Here is a 19487-nt window from a genome sequence, read left to right as displayed (position 1 = left end):
AAACACCCGGGGATCATCGCGCGGGCCGGCGGGGTCTGGGTTGGGCCTCGGCTTGGCTAGGCTGCCGGCCATGAAGCCGGCCGCGACCAGCGGCATGACCTTCGAGCCCGTCATCCTTGATGCCCAGGAGCTGACAACCGATCCGGGACTGGAGGCCCGGTTCGCGGAGTCGGCCCACCGGATCCTGGCGGACCTGGTCAGTGGAGGTGCCGCGCTGGGCTGGGTCGAACCGCCTCGCGGGATGACATGGTGGAGCTTGCCGGCCGCGTCGTCTCCGCGGCGCGGGCCGGCGACGCGGCCCTGCGTGCCGCTTACCTCAACCGTCGACTAGTCGGGTTGGGGTACTGGCTGCTCTACGTCCGCTCCCGGGATGCAGGAGCGGTTGTGGGAGGACCACGGGAGCGGCGGACCAGTATGCCCCTTCCGTGTCGTCGGAGCGTTCTTCGGAGAACGCGCCGTACGGCTGGAGCGGCCGTGGCTGGCCGACGATGGGCAGGAGGATCCCCGCGGGTACAGGCTGGACCCGTGGTGGCTGCGCGCCGAGCACCGCCCCCGTATCGGCAAGGGTCCAACTGCGCGCCCTGGCCGGACAGACAGCGTCCGCACCGGTACCGGCGGTGCCGGGCCAGACATCGGCGGCGCGCCCATGGTCCGGCAGTTGTTCCGCGACCGGCACGGCCGCGCCGATCTCGCACACAAAATCCGGGAGGGATCGGCTGGACGCCGACCAGCTCCCCGCCCTCGCGGAGCTGGGCATGGAGTGAGCGGGCCGGCGTCAATCCCCAGCCTGTGACACCACCCGCCATGGCCATGGTCGGCGCAGAACCGACCGAGACTCTGCGCCCTCCCCCTCTCGCGCACCCCCGGGGCGGCAAGCCACACCAACCCCTCGCGCCATGTCCGCAACTTCGACGAGACAACCTTGGCTGGATTGGTCCGGGACGTCTCCCGGGCCCGGTCGCGATGCCCGGCCAGTGGATCCTGCCGCCCATGTACCCCTTCGCTCGCTCCAGGCCCGGATCTCTATCTGGGTCCTTGGTAGCTCAGTCGGGGAACTGCAGGAAGGCCGCCTGGACCCGGAGCAGGTGGGTGTCTGGGTGGGATTCCTCGTACAGGTCCAGGACCTTCTGGTAGCGGCTGGCCTCGAAGTCCTCGCAGGCCCGCTCGTCGCTGTCCAGACCGGCTGCCAGGGCCAGCTCCGCCCCCTCGCGCTGGGCCTCCCGCTTGGTGGCGTACACCCACACGTCCAACCGCCCGCTCCCGCTATAGCCGCGGTGCGCCAGCGTCCACACCGCCGGCTCCCGGGTGGTCTCCACCCGACCATCCGGCCGATACAGGCGGGAGGCGACCTGCGGCTTGATGAATTCGGAGTAGTCGGGCACGTCGGCACCATACTGCCGACCCGCTTGCCACGCGGGAGATACCAACGAGACCACCCACACCGGGGGTCGGTGGCTTGCCCAGCCACACGGTGGGCGACCGCGACAGCTCCGTGTTCAGGAGGAGATCGAGCCGGAGCGAGCCGAGGCGCAGCGGCGGGCCGACCGTGACCGGTGGGACGGCCTGGGGCCCGCCATCGCGTGGGCGCAGAAGATTCTGGCGAACCCTGAGGGTACGCGATCCTGGACACCGCGACGACGGGCCTGGACTACGACTCGCGGATCGTGGAGGTCGCCGTCATCACGGCGTCCGGGAAGGTGCTGCTCAACACGCTTCTCAATCCGGGCGAGCCCGTCCCGGCTAAGGCAACGGCGGTTCACGGCATCACTGATGCGATGGTGGCCGTCTTATCCGAACCAGGTGTCACACCCCCCGCCTAGGCTTGAGGTGAGGAGTTCCGAGACGGGTGGAGCGTGGCTCCTGGTTCGGTGCCTAGGGGCGCCCTGCAAAGAAGCTGGTGATGCGTGCAGATTCGCGTTGAAAAGCAGAACAACCCTGTCGCTGACGAGGTGAGCGCCCTCGTGGCGGTCACGCGGCCGATCATCGCGGGGATCTATCACTCGATCGGCCAGGACGTGCTCAGCGCGATCGGGAAGCGCGAGGACATAAAGCTGAAGCTCCTCGGCAAGATCAGGAGTCAGGGGGATGGGGACACCGGGATCGCGTTTGAATACGCCGTTCACGATGCGGTAGTCAACAAGGTCCCCATCGTTGTCGAGCGGGTGGCCGATGCCCTCGGCCATTGTCGGATCAACCGAGGCGACCCGTCATCGATCTTGTTCGCCATCGAGAAGAGCGGCTCTCAGCAGCTGATCTCCACGGAGATCGACCTCATCACGGCCGAGTCGAGGGTCTTGTCCGGAGAGCGTGGGCAGCCGGTGAAGTTGAAGGGACACCTCAACCGGCTCGCCGCTGCGTTCCGGCGCCCCAGCACCCGCGCCCAGCTGCCTCAGAGCATCAGGGGCCTGTGGAAGGCGGACCTCTTCCTCGGTTCCACCGAGCCCGACCACTGGGTGGGCACCACGGTCAAGATCAACCGATCGCATCTCGAAGCGGCCAGGGGACTGCGAGTCGCCATCGTTCCCAGCAAGTCGGGAGCCTCTGACGCGATCAAGAAGGACGAGCAGAAGAACCTGATCGTCTGCCCGATGCCGCACGACGGCAGCTTCATGCAGGTCTTCTATGAGGGGTGGCGGATCGTCCAGGCCCTTTGTGAATCCAACTTCAAGATGCCCAAGGAAGTAGACCTCCCCAGCCCTATCGACCGGGAGGTCGCACGGGTCTATATCGAGCGGCGAGAATTCCCCGTCCCCGACGTTCTGGAAGCCACCAGGAAGTTCGCGCAGCCGGAGCTTCTCGTTGCCGACGAAACCCCGGCCTCCAACGTTGCGTTCGGGGCAGACGCGCAGCCGGAAACCTCCACGATCATCACGCCGTTCCCTCGGATGAGCAGCTAGCACCAGGATGTCCCGCGAGCCGCATCTAGCTCGCGGGACAGCCCGTCGTCAGTTTCGTCGTCAGATTGACGAGCCGAAACGCGGCATCCCGAGATGGGTTCGGCCGTGGCGCTGGGCGAGGTCCTGCATGGTCTTGAGCTTGCCTTCAGCAGCGGCCCTAACGAGGCAGCGCGGGCGGAACAGGGCGTACCAGCTCCCGCCTGACGCTCCGCGCTGATCGCGGGTTCTCCGGGAGGAGCAATCCGTCCGCGACCGGCACGGCGATCAGGACGACGTCGTCCAGGCTGCCCCAGGTGGTTCCCTCGCCGGGGACCTCGGTGCCGAACTGCATGGTGCGGCCGCCCCCGGGCCGGTCGTCGAAGCGGATCCGGTGAACGTAGCCGCGCTGGGCAAGGAGGCCGGGAAGGATGCGGACGCCGGGCCCCAGGATGGTCTCCTCACGCTCCGCCGTCCCAGTCGACGGGCCGGTTGCGGTCGCGGTGGACCACCACGCCGGAGCCGCGGGGGCTCGGGGTACGCCTCAAAAGGCACCGGGCCGTCGCCACGCGGTACGACAAACTCTCGGTCCGCTACGAGGCCGCCATCCTCGTCGCGGCGATCAACGAGTGGTCGTGACCACGGAGTCGGTCACAGCAACAACTCCAAGGTCAGTTCGTCATGCAAAGGGATACCGAACTCGCCCCTCAGTGGTATCGACGGTTTCACGGCCCGCGCCGCATCCACCGCCCCCGGGATGACATCGACGATTCGCAGCCCACGGCGCTGGTAGAACCGGAGCGCATCCAGGTTGTCGTTCGTGGTGACCAGCCAGATCCGTTGTGCACCGACTTGTTTCGCGGCCTCGGCAGCAGCGGTCAGGAGGGAGCTGCCGACCCCGCTACGTTGAATCACAGCGTCCAGGGAGACTATCTCCAGGCCTTCGTCCGAGACCGTGTAGGTGAGCAGGCCGACAATCTGGCCGTCCTGCTCAGCCAACAGGGCCGGAAGGCTCAAAGCCTCGTAGACGGTTGCGTGAACCACCATGGTCGTGCCGCCCCAGGACGAGGTCAGAACGTCTGCGATCCCCTCGCGATCGGCGGCCGTGGCGGCTCTGACATGAAGATCCCCCATGAGGGAACACTAGCCCAGCAACGCAGCTTGCTGGCCAGTCGTTCTGCATCACCACGAACCACTTTCGATACACGTTCCAAGGGTGTTGCAGAAGGCTGTGATCAGGCAGGTCGGGACGGTGTCCGAGGCTGTGCGGTCATGCTGTGAGGGCGACGTGTGCATGCGGGCAACGGCCTGGACGGCGTGGTGGAGGCCGTCACCGCGTGGCCGGCAGTCGCGAAGGATCTTGTAGTTCTTCTGACAGGACCCCGAGCGCACGGGCGCCCGGGGTCCTTCGCGGAGATGCATTCAGGAGCACGATGCCTGTTTCAGGAGACCTCGCTGATGGTGTCCCGGATTAGGGCAGGCAGGTAGTCCAGAGCCGCTTCCAGAAGATGTTCAATCGCGGCGGCCTCCGTGCTGGCGTCAATGTCGATGCGCTTCTGCCAGGCGCAGGGCTCGTAGCGGGCGAGCATCGACAGTGCGTACAACACCGCCCACCAGGCCAGCAGCGGATGGAGCGGCTTGGGGTTTTCACCAAGGGCGGGGAAGACGAAGGGCTGTCCTCGGTACCAGGTGGCGACCCTGTCTCCGAGGGGCAGCAGTGCCTGGCCAGCAACGGGAGCGGGTGCGTCCCAGAAGACCCGCACGACGGTCATGCCCGTCACGGTGGAGTCCTTGTCCCAGTCGATGCGGCCGTCAGGGCGGGTGCTCTGGACGTCGCCCAGCGTGGGGTACGAGGCCAGGAAGGTCTTGAGCGCGGTTACCTGATCGCTGGCCTGCACGACGTGCTGTGGAATGCCCTCCAGCCGCGCTGACTCCACTCCGAGACGTGGCGGCCAGGAGCTGAGGGAGCCGTATCGGGCGAAGGGGGAGCTGGGGAGAGTGTCCTCTTCGAAGGCGAGAACGGGCAGGTGGGCAGGCCCTGGCAGGCTGAAGCCCACGGTGTCGGAGATGGTCTCCCAGATCTGGCCGACTGTGACCTCCACGGTCGGTGTCTTGTCGGGCCTCTTCGCGATCAAGGATCCTGAGTCAAGGATCTCCGCGAGCCGGGGGAAAGCGCCAGGGACCTCGATCAACGGGAGGGAGGCGATGTCCGGGCCGTTCATCGCGTTGGTGCCGCCCACGATCTTCAGGCCGTGGCCGGTCAGCTTCCACGGGTCTGCTGGCATGCCGGGACGCTGCTCACGGTGCGCCACGTTGGAAGCTGCAGCCGCGATGGCCCGGCCAGCCTGGTTCAGCCCGTAGTAGACCAGCAGTGGTCTTGTCATGGCGTCGGTGACCTTGGCGGCAGCGAACATCTGCTCTGCCTGTTCCAGCGCCGCGCAGAACGTCTGCTTCCGAGCCGTGTTCCGGGCAGCCGCGCCCGGCGGGGCAGCCCTCATCCCTCGGAGCAACCGCTGATGCATGGCGGCGGTGTAGGGGGTGAGGCTGACGCCTCCCGGCGTATGCATGCGGAACTCCTGGGGTCGTGCTGTCGGGAAGATTGTCGTCCTTGTGGGGGCACACCGCGACGGGTTTGTTCGTGGGCTTTCAGGCGGGGACACCAGCGCGAGGACGTGCGCTTCAGCAAGATGGTTCGCGTTGGGCGCAGTTGAGGCTTGGGAGGGGATCGAATGCCTACAGGAGTGGCTGTCGTGTGCGACACCGACGACTGCTTCGCCGTCTACCTCGCGGTGGAGACTGGCGACGATGAAGACGCGCGTTCCGCGTCCGAGGTCTCGCAGCTGGCGCATAACGCCGCGCAAGGCGAGGGGTGGGTGGTCAGCTTCGGCTTCCGGCAGCCGGTGATGACCTGTCCCGGCTGCGCGGACGGCCGGGGGCCTGTGCGTGAACGCGGGGACTGCCGGCGGTGCATGGGCCGCGTCGATTCGGAGTCCAGGTGCGTGTACTGCCTGCGCCAGGTGGAGCCGTCACAGCCCGAGGCGTGACGGCGGCGTCCCGCCGTCGTTGAACGGGACTGTAAATCGTTCGGCTCTGACCCGTAGTCGGTGGTGACGCCGAGTAGCCGCCCTTGATCATGATCTTGTGGTGGACATCAACTTCCTTATGGGAACGGTGATTTCGGGGCTTTCGGTGCTGGCCATCGAGGACGTGGCGGACGGCGGCGACGCGGTGGTGGTCTCGGCCCGGACCCGGGACGTGGCGGTGCCGTGTCCGGTGTGCGGGACGCCGACGGCGAAGGTGCACGGTTATCACCGCCGAACGGTGAGGGACGTGCCTGTCGACGGCCGCCCACTTGCGCGTACGGCGGCTGGCCTGTCCCGCCCTGGGCTGCTGGCGGCAGACCTTCCGCGAGCAGATTCCCGGACTGCTGGAGCGCCATCAGCGCCGCACGGTGCGTCTTGTCGGGCAGATATCCAGGTGACGCGGGAGTTATGCGGCCGGGCGGCCCGACGCCTGGCCGGCCTGCTGGCCGTACCCGTTTCCCGGAGTACCGCGCTGCGCCTGCTGCGGCGCCTGCCGCTGCCGCAGATGGCGGTCCCGCGGGTGATCGGCGTGGACGATTTCGCCCTGCGCCGCCGCCACCGCTACGCCACGATCATCACGGATGCCGAAACCGGCCGGCGCGTCGCGGTCCTGCCCGACCGCGAGGCCGCGACGCTGGAGTCCTGGCTGCGCGAACATCCTGGTGTCGAGGTCGTGTGCCGGGACGGCTCGGCCACCTATGCCGAGGCCGTCCGCCGAGCCCTGCCCGACGCGGTGCAGGTCAGCGACCGATGGCACCTCTGGCGAAATCTCTGCGACAAAGTCCAGCTCGAGGTCCACGCCCACGCCGGCTGCTGGGCCACCATCAACCCGCCCCGCCCCGGCGGAGTACGCGAGCAGACCACCCGCGAACGCTGGAACAAGATCCACGATCTCCTTGGCCAGGGCGTCGGCCTGCTCGACTGCTCCCGCCGCCTGGGCCTGGCCCTGAACACCGTCAAACGCTACGCCCGCATGCCCGAACCCCAGGCCCTGCGCATCGCCCCCGCCTACCGGCCCACCCTCGTCGACCCCTACCGCGAGCACCTGCGTCGGCGCCGCGCCGAGGATCCCGCCGTCCCGGTCACCCACCTCCTCGAAAAGATCTGGGAGTTGGGCTACACCGGCAGCGCCAACTTACTGGTCCGCTACCGCAACCAGGGCCGCGCCGAAGGCGACCGCCCCGTCACCACCCCGCGTCACGCCAGCCGCCTCCTGCTCACCGACCCCGAAAACCTGCGCCCGAAGGAAACGACCCTGCTGGAGAAGATCGCTGCGGCCTGCCCGGAGATGACTGCACTCGCCGATCTCGTTCGCGGCTTCGCCGGGCCCTGCTGAAATCGGCCGAGGGCAACGACGTGAAACTCACCGGGTGGATCACGGCGGCCCGGGCCATCGACCTGCCTCACCTGCGCAGCTTCACCAACGGTCTCGAAATCGACCGGTCCGCCGTGAACGCCGGCCTCACCTTGCCCTACCACAACGGCCGCACCGAAGGCGTCAACACCCGAACCAAGAGGATCATGAGACAGATGCACGGGCGCGCCGGATTCGACCTCCTCCGCCACCGCATCCTTCTGCCCTGACCGCTACCCGGCGTCACCACCGACTACGGGCCAGAGCCGCTCGTTTGACAGACCCTGTTCCGGCGTCGAAAGGATGAGAGGAAGCAGGTCAACTCCGCATCGCTGAGCGGCATTCGGGGGCCACACGGCGTCCTCACGTGACATTCTGACCCGGTGGACTACCGGATGCTTGTGGATCCTGCGGCGGAGCCGACCGAGGCGGTCGAGGTGCACGTGCCGGAGGGCACGTCGGTCGTAGCGGTGGCGGACCTCCTGGAGGACATCTTGGGCAGGTTCCCCGACGTCGAGACCATGGAGCTCGTGGTCGGTGGACGTCGGGCAGCCCTGACCTCTCGGTCCTTCCTCGCTCGTACCTTCGTCGCGCCCGCCGGGGACAAGGGGACCGGGGACGGCGACGGTGCCACCGTCCCCGGCACGTCGACGCGTTACACGGCCTTGCGCTACGCGTGCACCGAATCGGGCTGCGAGGGTGAGGTATACGCTGCCTACCACGACGATCGGTACCGCCCGGCATGTCCGCTCTGTGGACGGCCGATGGAGCTGGTGGCGTGAAGGCCGGCGATGTCCTGAAACCCCCGCAGGACGTGCTCTCCGTCCGCTTCTTCAGCGTGGGCTACCTGCCCTCCTGTGGAGCCCTCCTCTATTTGCTGGTCCTGGTCTGGGCCGGTGCGCCGGGACCGACCCTGCGCTTCAACACCGCATGGGACACGGCCACCGCCCTGGGCGCCGGGGAGGTCCTCGGCATCCTCCTCGCGGTACTCCTCGTCGCGTTGCTCCTCGCTCCGCTCCAACTGCCCCTCGTCCGGTTGCTGGAGGGCGATTGGCCACTCGGGCTCGGAACGAGGGCGGCCCGGCTGCGTCAACTGCGGCGCAAGCGGCGCCTAGAGGCGACACGAGTCCTCGCCGGACCCACGGCCCCGACCGCCGAGGAGATTCAACGGGCGGGTACGGCCGCGTCAGCGCTGGCGCGCTCCTTCCCCGCGCCGGACCACCTGGTGCGGCCGACCAGGCTGGGCAACGTCCTCGCCGCCATGGAGGACACCGCTGGCCGGCCCTACGGGCTCGACCCGGTCGTCGCATGGCCTCGCCTGTATCCCCTCCTCGACGACAAGGTACGGGCTGTCGTCGACGACCGGCGTAACGCCCTGGATGCGGCCGTACGCATGACGGCCACCGGTGCGGTCACAGCGGTGGTCAGTACCGCTCTGCTGGTCAGGTCCGGCTGGTGGGTGTGCCTGGTGCTGCTGCCGCTGGCGATGGCTGTGACCGCCTACTCCGGGGCCGTCCAGTCCGCCCTCGCCTACGGGGAGGCCGTACACACGGCGATCGACCTGCATCGCTTCACGTTGCTGACCGCCCTGCACCTTCCACTGCCGTCCGACCGGACGGAGGAGCAGGCCGTCAACAAAGCGCTGAGCGACGAGTGGCGGCAGAATGTTCCGTTCTCTCCCACATACCGACATCAGTCCGACGGGGGACAGCAGCCATGACTGAGGACGCCCGTTCTCCGGTGGACCGGATCAAGGAACGCGTCGACCGTTACCAGCGGGACGGCGACCCGATGACCGTTCTGGACGCAGAGGCCCTGGCTGAAGCCGAGGCAGCCTGGCAGATGCAGCGCGTGGAGGAACAGCCGGACGGGACGACTTCGGTGGACCCGTACACGGTGTACGTCATCGGGCTGCTGCACTGGTGCCGGCACCTGGCGTTGCCTGAGGGGCAGAAGGAGGACGATCTCCGGCAAGCGCTCCACCTGTTCGCACCTTTCGCGAAGGTCCCCCACATCCTGCCCCCGATGGCACAAGACCTGCTGGGCCTGCACGGTGACGAGGCTCTGCTGGCCAACCTGAGACGGCGCATCGACCTGTACCACACGCATGGAGACCCCTCCGGCCTTTCGGGCGCTGAGGGGCCGGACGTCGCAGGGCGGCTCGCTCGCACCGCGTACGGCGGCAGCGGGCTTCCGTTCGTGGTGGCCCACACCATCGCGCTGTTCCACTGGTGCCGTCACCTGGCCGTCTTCGACACGGATTCGCTCGACGTGGCGATGAGAATGTTCCGGGAGTTAGGCGCCTCCCGCTCCTTTGTGCCTCCCGAGGAGCTCTGGTCGCTCGCAGGGGAGGACCCGGCCGCAGCACGGGCCGCGCACCGGGCCATGATGTCCCTGTCGTGGATCTCGGACCCGGCGACTGCCGACCGGGCGATCGGAATGCTGGGCCGGGCAGCAGCCGGACTGCCGGCCGGACATCCCAGCCGCGGCGTGCTGCTCGCCAAGCAGGGCGTTGCCCATCAAATGCGGTTCGGTTTCACCGGCGATCCCGCGGACATCGACGAAGCAGTCGAAGCGGGCCGCCTCGGACTTGCGGCTGTGCCCGAGACGCACCTCGGCCGCTCGCGGTACGCCTCCAACCTCGCCAACGCCTACCGTGTCCGCGCTGAGGCAGCGAGCAGACCAGACCCGGCGGACATCGCGGCGGCCGTGGAACTGGCGGAGGAAGCCGTAGGGCTGTTGACACCGGAATGCGCGTATCGAGGCCAGATCCTCGGCAATCTGGCCACCGCGCTCGCGGTGCGCTACCTGCACGAGGCCGATCCCGACGACCTCGACCGGTCCATCGAAACAGGTCGCCAGGGAGTGGCCGTCCAGGGCAATCCCGAGCGGTTCGGCATCCTGCACACTCTGTCCCGCGTGCTGAGCGAACGGTTCGAACTGCACGGTGACCCGGCTGACCTCGACGAGGCCTCGCGGTACATAGAGCAGGCCATTGTCGAGCAGCGGGGGGAGCCCTGGGTCGACCTTGGCGAGCTGTACCGCCAGCTGGCCTGGATCCGGTGGCTCAGATACCAGGCCGACCACGACCTGGCCGACCTTGACGCGGCACTCGACGCCGGCCGCTCGGCACGCGCGGTCACCCCGCCGGACCACCCGCAGCGCACCCACCGGCTCTCCATGCCGTGGGCTTTGGCCGGTGCCCGCTTCCACCACACCGACGCGCTGGAGGACGTGGACGCAGCCCTTGTCGAAGGTCGGATCCTTGTGGCTGAGGCCGACCGATTCGGGGCCAGAAATGCATGGACGAGCGCCGCGAACGCACGGCACTCCGTGGGCCTGCTCCTGGCCGTCCGGTTCGACAGGACCGGCGATCTTGACTCGCTCGACGAGGCGATCACGCTGTACCGGTCCGCCGTCGCCGAGGATCACGGCCCCGCCCTGCTCCGGAATCTGAGTATCAGCTTGCGCAACCGGGCTCAGGTGAGGGGCGCGTCGGCCGACTGGCGCGAAGCCGTCGAGTACGGAAGGTCCGCGGTGGCTGCGGCTCCCCATGGCCACCCCGAACGAGCGGAGTGCCTCTCCCAGTTCAGCGCCACGCTGCGAGAACGGTACGAGGCCCACGGTGACGCCGCCGATCTGGAGGAGGCCGTCGCGGTGGCGCGAGAAGCGTTACGGACGGCGGACGACCCCGCCGCCGGCGCCGATCACCCCGAAGACGCCGAGCCGGCCTCTCGCAGGCCCCTCGCAGGACCCGACGCGCTCCCGCTACCCCCAGACCCCACAGAACGGCTGGCCGCCAGGGGCGGAGCCCTGGGACACCTGTCCAGCGCCCTTTTCCTGCGGTTCCGACGTCTCGGCGACACAGCGGACATCGACGGCGCGGTGTCGTACGGCCGACTCGCACTCGACCGGGCAACCCCGGACACGGAAAGCTACCCGGCCCTCTTGGGCACCCTTGTCAGTGCCCTGGGCACCCGCTACGGCGAGCGGGGCGCCGGCGCCGACCTCGATGAGGCAATCGACCTCGCGCAGCGGGCCGCAAACCTGACCCCGCCCGGCTCGCCGGCACGCGCCGTACGTCTCAGCAACCTGTCCCGTGTTCTGCATGAGCGATACAAGCGCACCCGCGACCCTGAAGATCTCGACCGGGCCACGGACATGGCTGAAGCCGCCGCTGACGAACTGCCGATGGAGCACGCCCACCGCGCCATCGTGCTCATCGGTCTCGCCCAGTCTCTTCAGGAACGCTTCGACCAGGATCACGATCCCGCGGACGCGGATCGGTCGATCGAGGTCGCCGCCGAGGCCGTCGCAGCGACCAGCCCCGGGCACCCGATGCACCTCGGATGCCTCAGCAACCTCGGTGTCTTCCGCGTCGCGCGCGCGTACGCCGAGGAGAACGCGGCAGCGGCGGAAGCCGACCTGGCGGAAGCGATCCGCGTCTACCGGGAGGGCCTTGCGGTGGCAGCCGAAGACGCCCCCGAGCGGTTCACGCTCCTGGCCAACCTGGGCGAAGCTCTGTGGCATGGCTACGTGGTGTCGGGAGATCGCTCCCGCGCCGAGGAGGCCGCCGCCTGCTGGCGGCAGGTTGCCGAACACCCGGCCGCGGCCACCTGGCCCCGGCTTGCCTGCGCCCGGAAGTGGGGCGACACAGCGGCGGAGCTGGCCGAAGAGCCCTCATACGTCCTCGACGCCTACACCACCGCGGTGGCCCAGCTCTCCGTGCTGGCCTGGCACGGACTCGGCCGCGGCGACCGCGAACGGCTGCTGACCCGAACCCGTGGCTTGGCCGCCGACGCGGCTGCCGCGGCCGTCGCCGCGGGGCGGCCCGACCGGGCGCTGGAACTCCTGGAACAAGGCCGCGGGGTGATCTGGTCCCAGCTCCTCGACGTCCGCTCCGACCTCACCGCCCTGCGCGAGGCCGCCCCGGACCTGGCGACCGAACTCGACCGGGTTCGACACGAACTCGACTCTCCCGCCGACATCCTGCTCGGCGAACCGGTCCCCGTCCCGGCAGACCACCGTATGGCACTGGCCGACCGCTGGGACGCGCTCGTCCGGCAGGCGAGGTCGGTCCCCGGCTTCGAGTCGTTCCTGCAGCCGCTGTCCGCCCCGGCACTGTGCGAGACCGTCAGCGACGGCCCCGTGCTGGTGATCAACGTCAGTCGCCGGCGCTGTGACGCACTGCTGGTCACAGCCGACGGGGTGCGGAGCCTGCCCCTGCCCGGTCTGTCGGAAGAGGAATCGACGCGGCGGACCAACGCCTACCTCGCGGCCCTGCGCGGATTCGCCCGCGGACGACGAGGACTGGCGGAACAGGTAGCGCTGGAGCAGGCGGTGGACGAGTTGCTGCGATGGCTGTGGGACACCGTCACGGCCCCGGTGCTGGATGCGCTCGGTATCACCGGCCCGACAGAGGACCGACACCGCCTCTGGTGGTATCCGACGGGCCCGCTGACCCTGCTCCCCCTGCACGCTGCCGGACACCATGGGGAGGGAGATGGCCGGACAGTCCTCGATCGGGTCGTGTCGTCGTACGCCCCGACGCTGAGGGTCCTGGGCCGTAGCCGGGCCACCGAGCCCGTGGACGCAGAGGCGCGGCTGCTGCTGGTGGCGCTGGCAGACCTGCCCGAACTGCCCGCCCTTCCGGGTGTCCACGAGGAGACAGCTGCGCTCACCGCGCTGCTTCCTGACCGGTGCACTACCCTCGACGGCCTTCGGGCGACCCGGGAGGCAGTCGCCGAGGCACTACCCCGGCACGCCTGGGTCCACTTCAGCTGCCACGGCGGGCAGGACCTCGCGGACCCGTCCCGAGGCGGTGTCCACCTCCACGACGGCACGTTGACGGTCGAGGAACTCACCTCCGCCCGTCATACCACTCAAGGCGAACTGGCCTTCTTGTCCGCCTGCCAAACGGCGCTCGGCGGCGTGTACCACCTGGATGAAGCGATCACCCTTACGTCAGCACTTCAGCACGCCGGGTGGCGGCACGTCGTCGGAACCCTGTGGTCGGTGGGAGATGCGGCGGCCACGATGATCACGACAGCCACGTACCGGCACCTGGTGCGCGACGGCGCGATCGACGCGGACGCGGTCGCCCGCGCCCTGCACAGGGCGACGCTGACCATGCGCGACGGCCTGCCCCAACGCCCCTCGAGATGGGCACCGTTCGTCCACGTCGGCCCGTGATGATCGTGGGCGCAGGCTCGCACACGGTTGTTCCCTCCACGCTTCGAACGGCAGGTGAAGAAGCGCCGGCAGCCGCAAATCCGGGCCAGGACCCCGGCAGCAGACGGCAACCACCGGCGGCATCGTCATCGACCACCCGCGCCAGGAACGGCTACACCATACCGATCGGGCTCCATCAAACAGCTGCGGGAGATCGCCGCCGAAGGGCTCAAGGAGGCGTACTTCCGGGACAACGCGCATCGGATGACAGAACGAGGACATCACAATGTGACGTCGACGGGTCCACTAGCGTCATCGACCAGGGATTTCCCGCTAGGTCGGGCCGTTGGTGGCTTCGACGACGCCCCGGGTCGGTCCGCCGGCGTGGTGCCGAAAGGCTGAGTGATCGGCGGGGGCGTGGCCGTTCATGGAGCCGGGGGCGCCCTATGGAGATGACGGCCGGGCCAGCGTAGGCGCCGCTGGGGTCAGCCAGTCACCTTCTCATTCCTGAAGATGTCGATCACTCATGCCAGGCACCGTCGCTCGGTCCTTCCCCGGCGAGGCCCGGCGACTCCGTCGTGTACACGCCGACTGGGTCACAATGTCGGCAGGCCGCTGCCGGTGCCGTGAAGGGCTTGCAACGCGGTGACCAGCCGGCCGTGGGCGGGCAGCGCTCGGTCCAGGGCCGCCCGGTCGGAGTCGGGCAATTCCTCGACGACCACACCGTGAGGGCCTACCGCAAGTTCGGGCTGCTCCTCTTCCTCCAGGGCCGCCCACGTGGCGATCCCGTACCCGGTCACGTGCCCAGCCGCGACGGCTTCCTCCAGGACGGCGAAGGCGACCCGGACCGCGTGTGCAGGGCGGGGCGGTCGCCGGGGTGGGCGCGTTCGGGGTTGTGGAGCAGTACCAGGTCCAGCCGGTCGCGTCCGAGCTGTTCGCGGGTGCGGTCGATCTGCCAGCGCACGTAGTCTGGGGCGAGGCTGTGGCCGCCCGAGACCTGGTCCTCGGTGAGGACCCCAGCGCTTACAGCTTCGTTGCCAGTGGCTGCGGTGAAGTAGCCGGCCTTTGTGGAGACCCACAGGGCCGGGTGGGCGGCCCGGGCTGGGGCGAGCAGGATCTGCGCCTGACCGGCGGCGTAGTTGGGGGCGGTATCGATCCACTGCGCGCCGGAGGCGGCCGCACGGGGGCCGCCTCCGGGATCGCCCGGCACCGATAGGTGCCCAGAGCGAGCTTCGCCGTCACAGCAGGCTCCCCACCATCGCGGCCTGCCCGGCAACGAGCTCCTGCACCAGCCCGGCGACGTCCTCCATGGTGAGGCTGGCTGCTTCCGCGAGTGTGGCTAGGTCAACGGTGCGGCCGTCGACCAGCGGGCGCAGCACCGCCTCAGCGGCCGGGGCGAACTCGTACACGCTCCCGGCGGCGGACAGCGTCACCGCGTCGACGCCGACGTTCCGCACGGCGCGGGCCGTTGTCAGCCGTACCCGCACCCTGCCGTCGACGGGGGTGGCGTCGATGTACGGCAGGCTCGGCACCATCCGGCCGACGGCCTGGCCGTCCATCGCCGTCTGGAAGCGGGCGAGCAGCGCCGGGTCGTCCAGGAGTTCGGCGAGCCGCTTGCGTATCCCGTCCAGGGCGTCGGCCTGGACCTCCGGTGCGGCGAGCAGCGGCAGGTCGCGCCGCCAGTCCTCGTGTGCGAGCAGCTGCTCGGACACCCACGCCATCAGATCGGTCGCGGTGTGGGTTTGCAGGCCGCAGGTGACGTGCAGGGAGCGGGTGCCCTGGTCGGCGGAAACCGCGTGCCACATCCCGCGCGGCACATACAGCAGGTCCCCCGGGTGCAGGGCCAGGTCGGCGCAGGGCTCGGTGGGTGCCTCGCCGGGATCCTCGATGTCGCGGTACAGCGGGTACGGGCGGGTGCTGCCGTAGATCCGCCACCGCTTCGCGCCGTCCAGCTGGACCACGATGGTGTCGTGGTCGTCCCAGTGAATGCCGAACCCTTCGGTGCTGGTCCAGGAGGCGTACAGGTTCGCCTGCACGCGGGTGCGCAGCTCGCGCTCGATCGCTTCGACCAGGCGGGCGAGGGAAACCAGCCTCGCCGGCCTCCGGGAGGAGCAGCGCGCCACGGCACTCACCGAGCTCCGGAGCAAGCTCCGCACGAGCCGCGATCAGTGCCGTCAGCTCCAGGACCAGGTCGACGCCGCCGCGACCGTCATCATGACCCTTCTCGCCGAAAACGCCGCGCTGCGCGATACACGACGAACAGCTCAACCGTCGTCGTCCCGCTTCCACCAATAACTCCAGCTGTAGATCCTGATCTTGCCGGGTGTGAATCAACTGGGCGACCGATCCAGATCATGGAAGGATGGCTGTGCAGAGCAGGGGAAGCGGGGCGGCATGGGACTGGACTACAGCTACGAGATCTTCATGCCCCCTCGGAACGTTGTGAGGGCACTGACCCAGCTTGCCGAGCTTGCCCCCCAAGGCCGCAACACGCCGTCGCTTCGGGTGACCCTGCCGGGCGGAGAGCAGTTGATCGTGCCGTTCACCTCGAACTTCAAGAGCGAACCGGTCGACTGTTCAGCAGGCGGCCCGCTTGAACTGGACACCTCGATCGTCATCGGCGTCGACGACGCGATGCGCGAGTGCTTCCTCCGCGATTCCGACACGGTCGACGAGCGGGGACGAGTGTCGGTCGGGTACATCTACCTGACTGTCAGGTTCTCCCCCGCATGGCACCCAAACTTCGCGTCACTGCAGTTCACAGCCGCTACCTCAAGCATGAGCCGGATGTTCGTGCAGTCCGCGAGTGTAAGGAAGGTGTTCACCGACCTCACCGCCACCACCGGTGGTACGTGCTGCCTGCTCGACACCGAGACCGACATCTTCGACCTCTGCTGGCTCAACGGCGAGACGTTCAGTGGCGAGACTGTTCCTGGCGCCCGTTTCTCGCGCTTCCACGATCTCGTCGCCGCCTGGCGCGAGCCGGTGGAGTAGAACGGGACGACGCTCGCACGGGATACGGCACACCCCGCCCGGTCAACGCTAAACTGGCCACGCGAAGCGCTCAGTCACTGGGTGAGGCCGGTCCACACACGGAGACGCCCACCGTTGGTCATCGTCGTTGTGCGGACAAGCCGCGGGGGGCGCCGACGACGGCGGGTTCGGGGAAGTAGGGATGAAGGCGTCGGCCGTGGCGGTGGTGTCGTCCAGTAGGCGGGCCGCGCGGTCGTCGCCGTGACCGGCGGCCGCGGCGACGTGGGGGCGGGTGAGGGATGCTTCGAGCGCCCCCACTTCGCGCTCTGCCTCCACTGCTCACGCCCGCGCCACCTTGGTGTTGGCCTGGAACAGAATCCCTCATTCGGCCGCATCATGGCCGGTCCGTGTCCGGGCTGGAAGGCGGGTGGTCAGCGTGTCGGACCGGATCGGGAACGTCACTCTCGAACGTTACGAGCAGATCGTCAAGCAGGCCCTGGAGCTGGTCGAGCAGCTCACCGGCGCCCAGTTCAAGCTCGGCGACATGGCCCTGGAGATCGAGCCGATGCGGCCGGTGGGCGGCGCCCACGAGGCCGCGGACGAGAGGTTGTTCACCGTCGAGCAGTCGCTGCAGCGGTTCGCCGATGACATCGGGGTCGCGCCGGCGACGGTGGAGAAGTGGCGGTGGACCGCCTCGCGGTGGCCTGCCGAAAAGCGGCGGCCGGGGATCTCCTTCAGCGTCTACCGGGTCCTGGCCTCGGTCCGCGACGACGACGAGCGGTTCGCCTGCCTGGACGACCCACCGTTCAACGAACGCACAGGTCAGCGCAAGTGGACACCGGACGGCGCCAAGCGGGTCGTCGGGCAGCGGGTGGACAAGCCGGTCACGGTCGACGAGAAGGTGCAGGCCGTCGCCGACCTGACCCGGGACGACGAGGTCGCCGCGATCGTGACCGCGGATCTGCTGCGCCGGCCCGCCGCCGCGGCCCAGCTGCCGCCGGCCGAACGGGTCCGGGTGGTGCAGGAACTCACCCGGGACGACGAGGTCGCCAAGACGGTGACCCCGGAGTTGTTGCGCAGGCCGGAGGTCGCGCGGGAGTCGATGCGGGACAGCACCGCCCGGTTCCTGGTCAAACGGGCCCAGTTCGACAACTCCCAGCGAGTACGCGAGGTCATCCGCGACCGCACGCCCGCGGTGAGGCAGATCGAGCACACCATCGAGTACCTCGACCTGGTCGGCTCCTGCCACCAGTTCGTGGCCACGCTGGGCCGACTCGTTCCCCGCCTGCGGGGCCAGGAGTTCAGCGAGGACGAACGCGAGACCATCCGGCGCGGGATCGCCAAGGTCAGGGCCGGAGCGGACTGGCTGGAGGGAGCCATCGACAGCGGTGAGTTCACCCTGGACGAGCAGCTCGCCCAGCTCCTGCGGCGCGAGCGCGAGTAGGCCATGGGCCGCCGGCGGCCGGGCGAGGCCAAACCGGTGAGCGAGTACTACGGCGACCTGGTCCGGACGGCCCTGATGGAGGCCAGACCCGCAGGTCTTCACACCCGCCAGCTCGTCTCCGCCACCCAGCTGACGACCTCCCAGGTCGCCCGGGGGATCCGGCACCTGCGGGACGTTGGAGCCGCAGAACACCTGACCCCGATCATCTGGCGGCGCCGGGAGGGCTACCTGTTCTCCGACGAGCCAGCGGACTGGATCGAGTACGAGAAGAAGCAGTTCCGGCAGATCCTCAACCGGCTGACCCGCGCGATCACCGGCACCCTCGATCCGCACCTGGCCCGCTACCCCGACGACGAATGGGCCCAGGTCGCCCAGGCCCAGCTCATCGGCGTCCGCGCGACCCTGGCCCAGCTCACCAAGTAGACCCCGGACCATCTGGACACCCGTCCCCCATTTCGATCAGGCCCGTCATGCCCGCACCGACCACACACCGCCGTCGGCGCTATCCCTCGGACACCACGGTCGCCGAGTGGGCGCTGCTGGAACCGCTGCTGCCCGTCCCGGCCTGCCAGACCAAGACTGGCGGCCGTCCGGAGAAGTGGCCACGGCGCGACATCGTCGACGCGATCCGCTACATCGTCGACAACGGTGCCAAATGGCGGGCCTTACCTGCGGATTTCCCGCCCTGGGAGACCGTTTACGGGTTCTTCTGGCGGTGTAACCGGGCCGGGGTGGTGGCCTGGATCCGCGATCAGCTGCGGCGTCGGATCCGCACCAACCTGGGCCGGTGTCCGCACCCGGTGACGCTGATCGTCGACTCCCAGTCGGTCAAGGCCGCCTCCACCGTCTCGAAGGCCACCCGCGGCTATGACGCCGGGAAGAAGATCAACGGCCGGAAGAGACACATCGCCGTGGACACGATCGGGCTCCCCGTGATGATCAACGTGACGCCCGCCGACATGACCGACCGGGACGCGGCCCGCGAACTGCTCTGGCGCCTGCGGCTCACCCAGCCCCAGATCACCCAGGTCTGGGCCGACTCCGCCTATGCCGGACAGCTCGTGAGCTGGGCCGATGACCGGCTCTGGCTCACCCTGCGGACCGTGTCCCGGCCCAAGAACGCCAAGGGCTTCGTCGTGGTCCCCCGCCGCTGGAAGGTCGAGCGGACGCTGGGCTGGGTGATGAACGCCCGCCGCAACGTCCGCGACTACGAACGCCTGCCCCAGCACTCCGAGGCCCACCTGACCTGGGCGCTCATCACGGTGATGACCAAGCGCCTGACCCGCAAGCAGCCGGCCGGCGCTGGACGCGGAAGACGAAAAACGCCCCTGCCCAGGCCATTCACTCAGGCGACGGACCGTCCTCACCGAACTCCTGACGCCAGCGCAGGAACTCGAGGTTCTGCCACATCACCCCGAGCTCGATCTCGGCCGGCGTCAAGCCGGTCTCCCGGACCAGGTCCTCCTCGCTGATGCCCTCGGGATGCTGCTGCAGAGCCCGGCCGATCTTCCCCGCGAACAGCTCGGCGTCCACGAACGGCCGCTGTTTGTACTGTTCGACCAGCTCAGCCAAATGCTCCTTGGTGCACC

Annotated in this window: 18 protein-coding genes and 2 pseudogenes; 13 read left to right on the top strand and 7 right to left on the bottom strand. The window is 68.9% G+C overall.

Annotated elements, in window-relative coordinates:
- Nucleotides 1-70 precede the first annotated feature (70 nt).
- A pseudogene (locus tag ACFVIU_RS35565) lies at nucleotides 71-363 on the top strand (GNAT family N-acetyltransferase); the annotation flags it as partial.
- Between the two features lie 680 nt (nucleotides 364-1043).
- Here the strand turns inward: ACFVIU_RS35565 and ACFVIU_RS35560 are convergent.
- A complete protein-coding gene (locus tag ACFVIU_RS35560) occupies nucleotides 1044-1382 on the bottom strand; it encodes a hypothetical protein (protein WP_385847688.1) in 339 nt (112 codons plus the stop codon).
- Between the two features lie 282 nt (nucleotides 1383-1664).
- Between ACFVIU_RS35560 and ACFVIU_RS35555 the strand changes: the two genes are divergently transcribed.
- On the top strand, nucleotides 1665-1820 hold the full coding sequence (locus tag ACFVIU_RS35555) for a hypothetical protein (RefSeq protein ID WP_385847687.1): 156 nt from the start codon (nucleotides 1665-1667) through the stop codon (nucleotides 1818-1820).
- An 84-nt stretch (nucleotides 1821-1904) separates the two neighbouring features.
- Complete coding sequence (locus ACFVIU_RS35550; RefSeq protein WP_385847686.1) at nucleotides 1905-2897, top strand: hypothetical protein; 993 nt, start codon at nucleotides 1905-1907, stop codon at nucleotides 2895-2897.
- 627 nt (nucleotides 2898-3524) lie between these two features.
- Here ACFVIU_RS35550 and ACFVIU_RS35545 read toward each other — a convergent pair.
- The 3 genes and pseudogenes from ACFVIU_RS35545 to ACFVIU_RS35535 form a co-directional block, all read right to left on the bottom strand.
- Nucleotides 3525-4007 (bottom strand): GNAT family N-acetyltransferase, encoded by a 483-nt coding sequence (locus ACFVIU_RS35545; RefSeq protein ID WP_385847684.1) that lies wholly within the window; start codon nucleotides 4005-4007, stop codon nucleotides 3525-3527.
- Between the two features lie 156 nt (nucleotides 4008-4163).
- Nucleotides 4164-4244 (bottom strand): annotated as a pseudogene (locus tag ACFVIU_RS35540) (IS5/IS1182 family transposase); the annotation flags it as partial.
- Between the two features lie 71 nt (nucleotides 4245-4315).
- Nucleotides 4316-5440, bottom strand: a complete 1125-nt coding sequence (locus ACFVIU_RS35535) for a YaaC family protein (RefSeq protein ID WP_385847683.1) — start codon at nucleotides 5438-5440, stop codon at nucleotides 4316-4318.
- A gap of 183 nt (nucleotides 5441-5623) precedes the next feature.
- Between ACFVIU_RS35535 and ACFVIU_RS35530 the strand changes: the two genes are divergently transcribed.
- From ACFVIU_RS35530 to ACFVIU_RS35505, 6 genes are all read left to right on the top strand, one after another.
- The gene (locus ACFVIU_RS35530; protein WP_385847682.1) at nucleotides 5624-5917 is read left to right on the top strand and encodes a hypothetical protein; all 294 of its coding nucleotides are present in this window, start codon (nucleotides 5624-5626) and stop codon (nucleotides 5915-5917) included.
- Nucleotides 5918-6017: 100 nt separating this feature from the next.
- Nucleotides 6018-7292, top strand: a complete 1275-nt coding sequence (locus ACFVIU_RS35525; protein ID WP_385847681.1) for an ISL3 family transposase — start codon at nucleotides 6018-6020, stop codon at nucleotides 7290-7292.
- Nucleotides 7293-7312: 20 nt separating this feature from the next.
- On the top strand, nucleotides 7313-7540 hold the full coding sequence (locus ACFVIU_RS35520) for a transposase (RefSeq protein ID WP_385847680.1): 228 nt from the start codon (nucleotides 7313-7315) through the stop codon (nucleotides 7538-7540).
- Between the two features lie 153 nt (nucleotides 7541-7693).
- The gene (locus ACFVIU_RS35515; RefSeq protein WP_385847678.1) at nucleotides 7694-8092 is read left to right on the top strand and encodes a hypothetical protein; all 399 of its coding nucleotides are present in this window, start codon (nucleotides 7694-7696) and stop codon (nucleotides 8090-8092) included.
- Nucleotides 8089-9030, top strand: coding sequence for a hypothetical protein (locus tag ACFVIU_RS35510; RefSeq protein ID WP_385847677.1), 942 nt, complete (start codon nucleotides 8089-8091; stop codon nucleotides 9028-9030). Before ACFVIU_RS35515 ends, ACFVIU_RS35510 begins: the two co-directional genes overlap by 4 nt.
- Complete coding sequence (locus tag ACFVIU_RS35505) at nucleotides 9027-13502, top strand: CHAT domain-containing protein (protein ID WP_385847675.1); 4476 nt, start codon at nucleotides 9027-9029, stop codon at nucleotides 13500-13502. Before ACFVIU_RS35510 ends, ACFVIU_RS35505 begins: the two co-directional genes overlap by 4 nt.
- 575 nt (nucleotides 13503-14077) lie before the next feature.
- On the opposite strand, the gene ACFVIU_RS35500 is transcribed toward ACFVIU_RS35505, so the two are convergent.
- The 3 genes from ACFVIU_RS35500 to ACFVIU_RS35490 are packed head-to-tail and all read right to left on the bottom strand — an operon-like array spanning nucleotide 14078 to nucleotide 15613.
- Nucleotides 14078-14281 carry a hypothetical protein gene (locus ACFVIU_RS35500; RefSeq protein ID WP_385847673.1) on the bottom strand — a complete coding sequence of 68 codons (204 nt, stop codon included), beginning with the start codon at nucleotides 14279-14281 and terminating at the stop codon, nucleotides 14078-14080.
- On the bottom strand, nucleotides 14278-14691 hold the full coding sequence (locus tag ACFVIU_RS35495) for an aldo/keto reductase (protein WP_385847671.1): 414 nt from the start codon (nucleotides 14689-14691) through the stop codon (nucleotides 14278-14280). The genes ACFVIU_RS35500 and ACFVIU_RS35495 overlap by 4 nt, the downstream gene beginning before the upstream one ends.
- A 28-nt stretch (nucleotides 14692-14719) precedes the next feature.
- Nucleotides 14720-15613, bottom strand: coding sequence for a JmjC domain-containing protein (locus tag ACFVIU_RS35490; RefSeq protein WP_385847670.1), 894 nt, complete (start codon nucleotides 15611-15613; stop codon nucleotides 14720-14722).
- A 262-nt stretch (nucleotides 15614-15875) separates the two neighbouring features.
- Between ACFVIU_RS35490 and ACFVIU_RS35485 the strand changes: the two genes are divergently transcribed.
- From ACFVIU_RS35485 to ACFVIU_RS35470, 4 genes are all read left to right on the top strand, one after another.
- On the top strand, nucleotides 15876-16475 hold the full coding sequence (locus ACFVIU_RS35485) for a hypothetical protein (protein WP_385847668.1): 600 nt from the start codon (nucleotides 15876-15878) through the stop codon (nucleotides 16473-16475).
- A 415-nt stretch (nucleotides 16476-16890) separates the two neighbouring features.
- On the top strand, nucleotides 16891-17898 hold the full coding sequence (locus tag ACFVIU_RS35480) for a DUF6192 family protein (RefSeq protein ID WP_385847667.1): 1008 nt from the start codon (nucleotides 16891-16893) through the stop codon (nucleotides 17896-17898).
- Nucleotides 17899-17934: 36 nt separating this feature from the next.
- Complete coding sequence (locus ACFVIU_RS35475) at nucleotides 17935-18321, top strand: hypothetical protein (RefSeq protein WP_385847665.1); 387 nt, start codon at nucleotides 17935-17937, stop codon at nucleotides 18319-18321.
- A 47-nt stretch (nucleotides 18322-18368) separates the two neighbouring features.
- Nucleotides 18369-19370, top strand: coding sequence for an IS5 family transposase (locus ACFVIU_RS35470; RefSeq protein ID WP_385847664.1), 1002 nt, complete (start codon nucleotides 18369-18371; stop codon nucleotides 19368-19370).
- Nucleotides 19371-19487 lie beyond the last annotated feature (117 nt).

Origin of the sequence: Streptomyces sp. NPDC127190 (assembly GCF_042672505.1) — a bacterium.
Classification (GTDB): Bacteria; Actinomycetota; Actinomycetes; order Streptomycetales; family Streptomycetaceae; genus Streptomyces.
This window is presented reverse-complemented; position numbering and strand designations above follow the sequence as displayed.